At 30.8% G+C, this 13,236-nt stretch carries 9 protein-coding genes; all 9 read right to left on the bottom strand.

The features are described 5' to 3' along the window. Positions 1-18: 18 nt before the first annotated feature. Entirely contained in the window at positions 19-1,950 is a 1,932-nt protein-coding gene (locus B3B03_RS10215; protein ID WP_346847314.1) for an OPT family oligopeptide transporter, read from the bottom strand. A gap of 217 nt (positions 1,951-2,167) precedes the next feature. Continuing rightward, positions 2,168-3,610, bottom strand: coding sequence for an aminoacyl-histidine dipeptidase (locus B3B03_RS10210; RefSeq protein WP_346877241.1), 1,443 nt, complete (start codon positions 3,608-3,610; stop codon positions 2,168-2,170). A gap of 488 nt (positions 3,611-4,098) precedes the next feature. Beyond that, positions 4,099-5,301: a sodium/glutamate symporter gene (gene gltS, locus B3B03_RS10205; RefSeq protein ID WP_346877240.1), complete on the bottom strand. Its 1,203-nt coding sequence runs from the start codon at positions 5,299-5,301 to the stop codon at positions 4,099-4,101. Positions 5,302-5,360: 59 nt separating this feature from the next. Next, a complete protein-coding gene (locus tag B3B03_RS10200; RefSeq protein ID WP_346877239.1) occupies positions 5,361-6,695 on the bottom strand; it encodes a hypothetical protein in 1,335 nt (444 codons plus the stop codon). Positions 6,696-6,830: 135 nt separating this feature from the next. Beyond that, positions 6,831-7,616, bottom strand: a complete 786-nt coding sequence (locus B3B03_RS10195) for an EFR1 family ferrodoxin (RefSeq protein WP_346877238.1) — start codon at positions 7,614-7,616, stop codon at positions 6,831-6,833. A gap of 170 nt (positions 7,617-7,786) precedes the next feature. Continuing rightward, the gene (locus tag B3B03_RS10190; RefSeq protein WP_346877237.1) at positions 7,787-8,674 is read right to left on the bottom strand and encodes a tocopherol cyclase family protein; all 888 of its coding nucleotides are present in this window, start codon (positions 8,672-8,674) and stop codon (positions 7,787-7,789) included. Then, on the bottom strand, positions 8,667-10,106 hold the full coding sequence (locus B3B03_RS10185) for an FAD-dependent oxidoreductase (protein ID WP_346877236.1): 1,440 nt from the start codon (positions 10,104-10,106) through the stop codon (positions 8,667-8,669). Before B3B03_RS10185 ends, B3B03_RS10190 begins: the two co-directional genes overlap by 8 nt. A 111-nt stretch (positions 10,107-10,217) precedes the next feature. Next, positions 10,218-10,931: a phosphatase gene (locus tag B3B03_RS10180; RefSeq protein ID WP_346877235.1), complete on the bottom strand. Its 714-nt coding sequence runs from the start codon at positions 10,929-10,931 to the stop codon at positions 10,218-10,220. Positions 10,932-11,186: 255 nt separating this feature from the next. Next, positions 11,187-13,040, bottom strand: a complete 1,854-nt coding sequence (locus tag B3B03_RS10175) for a 5'-nucleotidase C-terminal domain-containing protein (RefSeq protein WP_346877234.1) — start codon at positions 13,038-13,040, stop codon at positions 11,187-11,189. Between the last annotated feature and the right edge of the window lie 196 nt (positions 13,041-13,236).

Raw genomic sequence — 13,236 nt, 5'->3', positions numbered from 1 at the left:
AAGTTGTTTTATGATTTACTATTTAACGGCTTTGTCTTTTTTACAAGAGAACATGTAAATCCATAATCCTAGTAATAAGAACATTACACAAGCAAATAGATTACTTTGAGTTATTCCTGTTAAGAAATTCTTACCGAATGCTATATTTACATTAGCAGCTACTAATCCAGCTACTACTATACCCATCAATGCATCTCCTGCAACTAAACCTGATGCAAGAAGAGTTCCTTTTTCAACAACTTCTCCTCTTCTATCTTGATCCTTAGCAAATTTTCTCTCAACGATTTCTCTGATTATTCCACCAACTAAGATAGCAGCATTTAAAGTTATTGGAAGGTATATACCTAGAGCTACTGGTAATACTGCTATTCCAGCTAATTCACAGAATAATGCAATTGCAGCACCAATTATTATTAGTGTCCATGGCAATTGAGCTGTCATAATACCTTCAACTATCATTTTCATAAGTGTAGCTTGAGGCGCTGCTACATCTGCAGAACCTATTCCATAAGCAGTATTTAACATGTTAATTACAAGTGCTGCAAAAACTCCTGCTACTGAAAGTGCAATAAACATTCCTATTTGAACCTTTTTAGGAGTACCACCTATAATAAATGTAGTTTTTAAACTTTGTGCTGCTCCACCAGCTACTGCTATAGCGACACAAACAACTCCACCTATTAGTACTGCTTTAGTCATATACTCTTGGCTTACTCCACCAGTTAATTTAATTACAGTAGTTACAAATAACATTGTAGCTATAGTCATACCAGAAACTGGGTTGTTTGATGCTCCAATTATACCAACCATTCTAGCTGAAACAACAGCAAAGAAGAAGCTGAATAAAACTGCCATGATTCCACCTACAAATCCACCATTAACCATTGGTAATAACCAAGTTAATGCAAATCCAAAAGCAGCTGCTAGAATAACCCAAGTAAGAGGTGCTTCTAAATCAATTCTACTTACTTTATCATTTTTACCTGCACCTATTCCACCCATAGCTTGTTTAAAACTTGTGATAATAGTAGGAATAGACTTAGCAAGAGAAATAAATCCTCCCATTGCAACAGCTCCAGCACCTATATATTTAATATAGTTAGCCCAGATTTCGTTAGCACTCATTTCAGCTATAATTTTAGTAGCTGGGAATAAAGGCTCTGCTAGTCCAACTCCTAAGAATTTGATTAATGGTATAAGTGCAAACCAAGCTATAACAGAACCACCAAACATAAGTAATGATGCTCTAGTACCAACTATAAATCCAACACCAAGAAGTGATGCTAAAGTGTCAAATCCCATCATTGTACCTTGATAACTTTTAATAACATAAGTAGCTTGCTCTCCCCAAAGTGCAAATCCACCTGAGAAAAGTTTATATCCAGCTCCTACTCCAAGACCAGTCATGACTGTTTTGAATCCTTGTCCACCTTCACTACCAGTTACAAGAACTTCAGCTGCAGCCATACCTTCTGGATAAACTAAATTTCCGTGTTCTTCCACGATTAAGTATCTTCTAAGGGGTGTAATGAAAAATACTCCCATAACTCCACCAATTATTGTAACAATAACAACAGTTAGAATACTTAATTTTAATCCCCATAAAATTAATGCTGGTAAAATAAATATAATTCCCCCGGCAATGGATTCTCCCATAGCAGCTAAAGATGCTACCATGTTTGCTTCTAAAATGTTATTTCTTCTAAACATTCCTTTTAATACTCCAGTTGCAATAATAGCACCTGGAATACCAGCTGATATTGTCATACCAACTTTCAGACCAAGATATGTGTTAGCTGCTGCAAAAACGCATGCTAAAATAATACCTAAAATAATTGAATAACCTGTTGTTTCTGGCATTGCCATTGATGTTGGAATAAAAGGAACATATTCTTCACCTTTGCATCCACCATAAGCACTTTGAGATAATTTTCTTTTCTCTTGGCTCATAAATTTTTTCTCCTCCTTTGTAACTCTTTAACAAGGCACCCTAAAAAAGCCACTAATTACTATGTTTAAAAGTTTAATTTATCTACAAGCTATATCTTTATCTTTAATTAATACTATTGATAAAAATATAAACACATTAACTAGTACTCTTCAGGATGCCTAAATCAAATTGTTTATTTTTATATTAAATATCTAAAGTAAAATTTACCTTAGGCATTTATTTAATATTTTCTAATAGTGCTTTTATAAAATTCCATACTCTTTCAACAGATGATATACTCATATGTTCATTTGGAGTGTGTACATCAAATAAATTTGGTCCAAAGCTAATCATATCTACATCTGGCATTTTTTCTTTTAAAAGTCCACATTCAAGTCCTGCATGGATAGCATCTATTTTTGGTTCTTCACCAGTAACATTTTTATAAGTTTCTATACATAAATCTCTTATTGGTGAGTTTGGTTCATACTGCCATTCTGGATAATCAGAATCATTAATAACCTCAGCACCAACTAATTCTGCTACAACATCTATTCCATCTGTAATGGCATTTTTTAATGTTTTTACAGAGCTTCTCACTGCAGAAACAAAGGTAACTTTTTCTTCACTAAATTCTATAACTCCTAAGTTAATACTACTTTCTACTAACCCTTTAATATCTTCACTCATAGTTTGAATTCCATTTGGAGCTACTACTAAGTAAGAAACTATTTTTTCAGTTACTTCCTTAGTTAATTGTTTGCTAGTTTCTGATTTTTCAACTATTACAGTTACATCTGGATCTTGTATTCTTAACTCAGTTTTAAATATTTCTAATGATTTTGTAGCTATTTGTTTAACTTTTTCTACATCCTTAGCTGCTACTGTAATTGTAGCTTCTGCTTCACGAGGAATTGCATTATTTTTAGCGCCTCCACTTATATGAGAAATATTAAAATCTACCTCTTTTGATATAGCATTTAATAATCTTCCCATAAGTTTATTAGCATTTCCTCTTTGTTTTATTATTTCCATACCAGAGTGTCCACCTTTTAAACCTTTAACTTCTAGTTTTAAAGCTTCATTAGAGGCATCTTCCCATTGAGTATTTATATTTACATAGTTAGTAACTCCACCAGCACAGCTTACAAGGAATATTCCTTCTTCTTCTGAGTCAATGTTTAATAATATTTTTCCATCAAGATTTTTAGGATCTACTGCTATAGCTCCATACATACCTGTCTCTTCACCTGTAGTAACAAATAGTTCTATAGCAGGATGTTTTAACTCTTTTGAATCTAAAATAGCTAATCCATAAGCTACTGCTATTCCATTATCTGCTCCTAGTGTTGTTCCATTAGCATAAAGATAGTCCCCATCGATTCTAAGCTCTAATGGATCCTTTTCAAAATCATGTACCTTATCCTTATTCTTTTCACAAACCATGTCCATATGACCTTGGATTGTTACTACTGGTGCATTTTCATATCCTTGAGTAGCAGGTTTTTTAATGATTACATTTAACTCATCATCTTGTATTACTACAAATCCTCTTTCCTTACCAAAGTTAGCCAAATAATCGCTGATAACCTTTTCATTGCCTGAACCATGAGGTATTTTAGTTAATTCTTCAAAATAGCCTAGAACCTTTTCTGGATTTAATCCTTTTAATATAGACATAAAAATCCCTCCATTTTTTTGTATTTACTTTATAATTAATATGTACTTTATATATATTTCAATATATATTTCAACATTTTATTACGTTCTTCGACTTGCAAATTTATATTAATTTTATACTTATAAATTTATAAAGTCAACATATATAAAATAATTATTTTTGAAATATTACCTATAACCCATTTAATAATTCATTTAAATTTTTTATATTTTATATAATTAAAAAAAGTATTTATAAAAATAGTATTATTTATTATTTCTTAAAATATAATTCTATATAATACCTATGTTAATAGAAAGAATTTATGCTACCTTTTTATAACAACTTTTTCTAATCTCATAATTATTATATCTTTTATGAATTAATTTCATACATTTTAACCTAAGAAAAGCAACATACTCTTTACATTTTAATAGTATATTGCTTTTTCTTTTATATTCTAATATTTTAATATGTCGTTATTCTATAATTACTTTGATCAATGGCTTCAATGAATTATATTTATAAATAGTGTAATAATTGCAGAATTTACGAAATCTATGAATAAGCATCCTACAATTGGTACGACAAAATATGGGGTAGGTGCAAATCCAAATTTATTTGAAAGTGCATCCATATTAGCTACAGCATTAGGTGTAGCTCCCATTCCAAATCCGCAGTTTGCAGATGCAAAAACTGCCGCTTCATAATCTCTCCCCATAATTCTAAAGGTTACAAAATATGTAAATATACCTATGAGAATTGTTTGTGCTATTAACATAACAACCATAGGAATTGCTAAATCTAGAAGTTCCCATAACTTTAATCCCATAAGAGCCATAGATAAAAAGAAGGATAAGCTGATACCTCCAAGATTTTCAATTTCTTTTTCTACTAACTCAATATTTGTGGCATCACAAATATTTCTTATAATTGCAGCCACAAGCATAGCTCCAATATAAGATGGAAAAGTTAAACCAATTCCCTGAATAAAATTAGATATTATAGATCCTATTCCCATTGCTATAAAGATCCAAGATGCACCTGACATTAATCTTTTATGACATAGTATATCTTGATTATCTTCATTAAAATCTCCTAGTGGCATACAGGTATTATCATCATCCTCCTTCATAGGAGTATTAAGCTTATGACGTATAATTAATGTTCTAGCAACCAATCCTCCAATTATACTTCCCATAACCAGTCCAAAAGTCGCAGAAGCAAAGGATACAGTTGTGGCACCTGCAATTCCCATTTCTTCTAGAATAGGTCCAAATGACCCCGCTGTACCATGTCCCCCTATCATAGGAATAGAGCCTGTACAAATTCCTAATAAGGGTTCTAAATTAAACAAAGTTGCTAAAGCAACTCCAACTGTATTTTGTAGAATTACTAAAAGCACTGATATAATTAAGAATGTTAATACTTTTATACCACCTTTTTTTAATATTCTAATACTAGCCGTAAATCCAACGCTAGTGAAAAATGCAGTCATAAAAATATTTTGAAGAGTTGTATCTAAATTAATAGTTATGAATCCTGTCAGCCTAAATATAAGCATAAGTATTGCAAAAATAAGACCTCCTACAACTGGTGCTGGTATGCAATACTTTTCTAATATAGATATTTTTTCTTTTAAATATTTTCCAAAATAAAAAACCATAGAAGCTAATGCCATTGTTTGAAATATGTCTAATGTCAATTCCATAAATTTATCTTTCCTCTCATCATATGTGTATCTTAGTGCGTAAGTATTAAATTTTTAAATCATTGAGTTATCTCCATATTATGAAACACCTTATTCATATCGTAATGTCCATAATACCAAAAATACTCGTTTATACTTGCACTATCATCCAAGTGTAAAATGTTATCAATAATAACTTGTTCCTTCCCCTCCCTATTTCCCTTAATTAAAGAAAATTTATTTTCTTTATCTTTTCTTATAAATACAAATTCACTATCATCATTAATATAGTTAGGATAAAAATCCCATCCTACAGATGAGTTAGTCAATTTAGTAATTTCATTATTTTCTAAGTTTACTTCATATATATGTTGATTGTTGGAATTTTCCCATTGCTGAAGATTTTCACTATAAGTTGAGGCTGAATAAACTATATTTCTACCATCACTAGAATAACTTGGAGTCATAGCTACTTCTCCATCCTTAGTGATCTTTTTAAAACTTTCATCTTCTAAATTTAAGATTCCTAAAGTTTTATCTACATTCATAAACCTATATGCACCATTTATAATAGCCACTAAGTTATCATCTATTGGTGATACAGACATCATATCCTCATAAGTTAAAACTATAATCTCTTCATTAAGTACTTCTCTACACTTGTTACTTTCATCATTATAAACTCCTATGGGCACTCCATCTGCTGTCATTGATGCAGAATTAGGTCTACACCATACAATTAAATTAACTCCATTAATTGAGATGGTAGCCATCTTTGGATCCAACCCTAAATCATGATTTTGGGAACTTATAGGTATATATGGTATCACTACTTTTTCTGTTTTAGTTGCTAAATCTAACTTAACTATTCCTAGCGGAAAAGGATAATTATCCGAATTACCTTTTTTCATAATATTCTTTGTGGCAAATAAAGAGTTATCTTTTCCTAATAAAATTTGTGTATAAAACTCTTTTCCTCCAGTGAAAATTTCTTTAGTTTTATCTTTAACTCCAAATATATATACTCCACCTGTGGACTTAGAATAAATTAAATTTCCATCTTTATCCCATTGATATGCAGTAATACTATCATCTACATTAGTAGTATTTTCTACTTTTTTATAAAAATCTATTTTTGTTACATACAAGTTATTCTTAATATCCCTATAGGCTACATAACCATTTTCACTTATATTTGGCTCTCTATAAGCCCCTTTGTTAAGAATTATTTTCTCTGAAGGGTTATTTATATTCACTGCCCAAATACCATCATCTTTTATAACTACTGCTACCTCAATTTTATTATCTTCTTTTCTAAGTTCTAAGACATAACTTCTATCCTTAGCAAAAGCTATATCATATAATATAAAATTGAAAATAAGTAATACAAAAATAACTCTAAGTAAGTTTTTCATGGATGAACTCCCCTTTTAAATTTCGTACTCTTATTATTATTTTTATTATAAAAATATATACATGTTTTAAAAGTAAAGTCCCAGTCTTAAAGAGAGTCTTTAAAAGTTCACTGAGCTATATAGAATCATTGCCTGTTATATTATCATTTCACCTACAGGAATTTTAGGGTTTTTATATTTCTTTTTATTAATTGTATATTTTCCATATTGGATGGCTTCCTTAGGACAATAACTTATACATGCTAAACATTGACAGCAGTTATCTCCCCATTTAGGAACTTTATCAACTTTAATGCATTTAGTATTGCATACCTGTTCACAAAGTTTACATCCTATACAATCATCTGTAACATGAAACTTTTTAGTATTTATAGCTAACTTATTGAATATAGGATTAGCTATAGCTGTCATAACCTTAGGCATTGGTCCTGTTTCAACTTTAAATACATCCCTAACTTTATCACCTATAAGATTATTTACTTCTCCAATGGTCTCCAAAGCCTTAGACATCTTACTATTCACAATATCATCTTCATCTGCTCTTCCAAGGATAATATAATTATTAGGCATAACAATTGAAAATCCACTATTTAACTTTAACCCCTTAGCTCCTAGCTTTTTCTCTAGTATTTTCATGTTATTTCCTATGTTCTCGCCACAGGTTACTACTGCTGATAAATAATTGTTCTTATAGTTATTTAATTTTAATTTACTAATGAATTTAACTACTGGTGCTGGTGATGCCCAAGCATAGATAGGATAAACAAATATTATCTTTTCTCCTGGTTTTAAGTCATATTCATAAAAATCTTTATCTTGTTTCATTTCCTTTGAAATTGCAATTAATTCTTCTCCTTGGTTACTGGATAAATTTTTTGCTACGTATAAAGAATTTCCTGTGCCTGAAAAATAAAATATCATGAATAAACCCTCCATATATATTTTTTTGCTATTGTTTTAATATACCATATAGATATATATTTATGAAATAGTCTTTTTAAAAATATTAAACTAGCATCTTTATATTTTTAATGCTAGTTTAATATTAGTTTAGAATTTAGTTTTTATCAGGTCTAGAGACATTTAAATTCCTATCTATCCACATATTCAAAACTACAGTTATCACTTTCTATATCAAAGACTAAATTATCCTCTATATAAAACTTATAGTTAGCTGAGCAAGCTGCATTTTCATGAATAGTTCTGCACATATTACCACTTGAGGGTGCTAATAACTTTTGTGGATTTCCATCAGTAACTTTTATCTGTAGTTCATACTTACCTCTTTTTAACATTAGTGACTTGCAATTATATTTAAGAATCTTAACTCCATTATAGGTGGATAATCTATATTCTCTTCCTTTATAATATACAACGCATATACATCCTTTAAAATTTATTCCCATAAAAGGTATATCTGCTATAGCTGCCATTATAGATATTTTTTCATTTTTAAAATCATTACACTGGGTCCATAAATAAGTTTTGGGGAAAGAGTTGCCTCTATCTGTTTCAATATATCCAACTCCATCATTAAAACTTACATATTCACCATTAATAATTAAATTCCCCCTTAATTTATGATATAAACTAATAATGCCATGGCTACATTCCATAAAAGGTATAAAGCTAAAAGGTCCCATGATGTCATATTTTACAGGAGTCAATAAGTCATATTCTATTTTTCCATCTATTGTTAAGCCCTCATCTTTAATGTGGATTTCAATGCCTTTAGATGAAAAAGTACTATCTCCAATTTTTATTCTTAACTTATCTTTATAAACTATAAATTTAGAAAAACTATAATTTATATTATATGAATTTCTATTAGTTATCACTTGTATAAAGGCTGATCTATTTCCTTTACTATCTATATTTATGCCAGGTATAAAGGATATAGTATCCTCACCCTTTTGATGTTTAAAATACCAGCCCTCAAAAAAATTCTTTTTCCTTGTATAACATTTAATTTTATTCATGGGATAATCCCCTAATAGCTGGACTTTCTATCCAATTACCCTTGTAATCAAATCTAGAACCATGACATGGACAATCCCATGATAACTCATCAGGATTCCATTGAAGCTCACAGCCTAAATGAGGACATTTTGTAGTTACAGTAAATATATTACCATCATTATCTTTGTATACCCCAACTTTCTCTCCATTATATTCTACAATTCCACCATGACCAGCTTCTACCTTCTCTACCTGCTCACTTGGAATGTGAATTTTTTGTGCTATAAAATTCTTTGTAGTTTCTATTACATCCTGGGTTAGGTTTTTACTTGATGCTGACATATCAAATCTTGTAGGAGAAAATATCTCTGCAAAATCATTTTTATTTCCGGATATCATATCAGATAAAATCATAGCTGCCACCATAGAAGATGTCATTCCCCATTTTTTATAACCCGTTGCCACATATACATTAGGAGTTTCAGTGGAATATTGACCAATGTAAGGTATTTCATCTATAGGAATACAATCTTGAGCAGACCAATGATATTTTTCCTTAGCATTGGGATATAACTCCTTTGCTACCTGTCTTAATTCTTCATATTTACCACCAGCTTCATTCTTACCAGTTCTATGAGAACCTCCACCAAGCAATAATAAGTCCTTATAATTTCTAAAAGAGTATCCCCATTTATCAATACCAATGTACATTCCATTGACATCTTGAGCATTCTCTAAAGCTATAACATAGGATCTTTCTTGATGCATTCTAATGAAATAATACCCAGGTGTATTCATAATTGGATAGTGAGTAGCTACTACTATTACCTTAGCAGCAACCATCCCTTTATCTGTAACAACTAGCTCCTCTTTAATTTCTAAAGCTTTAGTATTTTCGTAAATGGTTAAGTCTTCAGTAATAACTTCTAAAAACTTAAGGGGATTAAATTGACCTTGGTTATAAAATTTCAAAGCTGCCTTAACCTTAAAAGGAAGCTCTGTATTTTCTAAAAGTTTAGCTTTTATTCCTAACTTAGTTGCCGCTTCTAATTCTTTTTTTAAAGCTTCAACATTGTCCATAGTATATAGATAAGCATCCTTCTCTTCAAAATCACACTTAATTCTCTCATTCTCTATTATTTCTTTATATTTTTTTATAGCTAACTCATTGGAACTTGCATATTGTCTTGCCTTCGCTTCTCCAAATTCCTTAATTAACTTATCATAAATTAAGGAATGCTGAGAAGTTATCTTCGCAGTAGTATTTTTTGTATTTCCACTACAAATCTCTTCAGCCTCAATTATAACTACATCTATTCCTTTTTTCTTTAGCATATAGGCAGTTAATATTCCTGTTATACCAGCTCCTATAACTACTACATCTGCCTCTATATTTCCATTTAAGGATTCCCTCTTTTTAAAATTACAGCTTTCACTCCATACAGATTTCATAAAATCACCTCATAAATAGTATTCCACTTTAGTGATTTTATACACAATTAATTATTAATAAAGGTGATATATCCACACAACTATAACATTTTGTTGATATATCACCTTATATTATCTTTTTCCTAATATATATTCTAAGGAATCCATATTAAAATTTAAAACAAGTTTCTCTGGGAAATCTATCTCCTTAAGTAACTCATAGCAGGATGAAAATTCTCCTACATCATAATAAATATGAGCGTCACTGCCCATGATTATTTTAACTCCATGTTCTTTACATAAGTTTAGAAGAGTTATTTGATTTTCTCTAGCATTTCTTCTAAAGCTCTTTGGAGATATGGATGTATTATTCATTTCAAAAACCATATTTTTTTCTTTAGCCGCTAATACTACTTTTTCATAATCTAAAGGAAATCTACTATCATCAGGATGACCAATGATTTTAACATAAGGATTATCCATAACCTTTATTAAAGCATTAGTATTTTCTTCAATGGTTCCTGGTGCTACACAAGGTGGATGCATACTAGCTATGACATAGTCAAGTTCTAGTGCCAGCTCCTCTTGTACATCTATTCTACCTTCATAATCCATTATGTTAGCCTCTATTCCTTTTAGAATTCTAACTTCCATAATTTCATCCTTAATCACCTTTAAATTATTAAAATAATATTCATGAGCTGTACCTGGCATAGATATAGCATGATCTGAAACTCCAAGGACCTTTAGCCCCTTATCTCTAGCTTCCTCAATATTTTCCTTTAAAGTACTATAAGCATGCCCACTAGAAATAGTATGGGTATGTAAATCCATTAAAGCCTTCATTATATCCCTCCATTACTTTATTTTTCTTTAGTCCTATCACTATCCTCTATATTACCCCAAAACTGCATAATAAAAAAGGGATGATTCTTTCTATGTATTGCTCTATGAGTTATTCACATATTGAAAATCACCTCCAAAATAAAAAGCACATAAGCTTAACAATCGAACTTACGCTGTTAAGCTACGTGCTATATCTATATTATATCAAGTAAAAAATTTTATTTTAAAGCTCGTTAAAAAAATTTTAACAATTTATTATGCTGACTTTTTCTTTTTCTTAGCAATATATCCACCTAATGCAATTACCACAATTCCCATAATTGCAAATGCATCTGGGGTTAATGGAGCACCAGTTTGAGGTAATTTGCTTGGATTGCTTGGTTTACTTGGATTATTAGTATTTGGAGTTGATGGCTTATTTTCTTCTTCTGGAACATTAGGTTCTGTTGGTTTTTCTTCTGTAGGCTTATCTACAGTTGTATCTTCTCCTGCTACTAATACATTAAAATCTACTTTAGGGACACCATTTTGGTTCCAGTCTTCAGCCATTGCATCTCTCATAACTACATTTGTGTTAACTGCATTTATAGCATTAGAGAAATCATATTTATCTCCACCTGTTAACATAAAGTCATTTATTGCTATCGAATAGTATTTATCCATATCAATTTTAGTTCCATCATTTAATCTTATAGATGAAACTTTGCCATCTTCTGGATTACACCAAACCTTTATACCTGCATATTGACCCCATGCAAATCCCTCTGTATTAATTCCATGTTCTATGATGCCATATAAGTCTGAACCCTTAACATCAAGAGTTACTATAGTGTTATCAAAAGGAAGAATTTCGTACATATCACCAATAGTGACATTTCCTTGTTCTAGACTTCTTCTAATTCCACCACCATTAGTTACAGCTATCTCAGTTCCTACTATTTTTCTCATAGTTTCTGCTACAGTTACACCAAGTGGAGTTACTGCAGTGTTTTTATCATCATGACTTAAACGCTCTTTAAGTGAAGTTACCTTTTGTCCTAATATTTCACTTAAACCTGAATTCATATCATTTACTTCCTTTAATACATTTTCATCTACTGGAAGGGTAGCCTCTTTACCTAAAAACACATCCACACTAGGCTCTACGTCTATAAGTTTGTTGCTATGATCAAAGGTAAATGTAAGCTTAGCTAAGGCTCTACCATTATATCCACCTTCTACTACTGGTACTCCATTTACCTCGCCTGAAACTACAGAATGGTTATGACCTGCAATTACAGCATCTACACCTTCAACTTTTGCTATATCAGCAGCTTCCCCAGTTATTTCTTTTGTATTAATATCTTGATACGCTCCGGCATGCGCTATAACTACTACAGCATCAACCTTTTCTGTTTCCCTAAGTACTTTGTTCCACTTAGCAACAGTATCTACTGGATCTAAGAAATCTACATCTTTTACATTTTCAGCTAAAGTAGAAGTTGCTGTCTCTAGAGTAGAAATTCCTATTAACCCTATTTTTGCTCCATTTCTTTCAACTACTTTATATGGTTGCGCATAGCTTACTCTTTCTTCAGTACCTTTTTTAACTATATTGGCAGCTAAGAAGGAGAATCCACCTTCTTTTGACCAAGCATTTATATTATTAATGCCCCAGTCAAATTCATGATTACCTATAGCAGATGCTTCAAGTCCCATAGCTTTTAGCATAGCTGTTACTGGTTTACCAGTGGTAAGATTAGAAATTGCTGTCCCTTGATATAAATCTCCTGCTGATACTGGTATAACACCATATTCAGTAGTAGCTTTAGCTTTATATTCATTTACAACTCCTACTAATTTTGCAGCTCCAATGTTTTTACCAGACTCTAATACATTGCCATGGAAATCATTAAAACTTATAATGTCAACTACCTTGTTAACCTTACTTAAATTAGTCTCCTCTAGTAATTGTGTCTCTATACTGTTTTCGTCACTAGCTACAGCTTGGCTATTATTTGTTTTATCATTATCTTCTGCATATGCCTCAGTAATATTTATTGGCATTACTAAGGTTGCAAATAAAAATAATGACATTATAAACGCCGTAAGTCTTTTTTTCTCTTTCATACCCTTTCCCCCTAATTATAATTTAATGGAACATAGTTAACTATATTCCTTATACCTTATATTGTATTACCCATTATTTTACTTTTCAATAGTTTTATTCCTTACTTGTAATTTATGTCATTACAGAATAATTAAATTAAAAATAAAATTCAATAGGATTTTAACCATAAACTATTTAAATATGAAGCTATAAAAC

The sequence above is a fragment of the Clostridium sp. UBA5712 genome (genome assembly GCF_002419845.1).
In the GTDB taxonomy this organism is placed as follows: Bacteria; Bacillota; Clostridia; order Clostridiales; family Clostridiaceae; genus Clostridium_J; species Clostridium_J sulfidigenes.
This window is presented reverse-complemented; position numbering and strand designations above follow the sequence as displayed.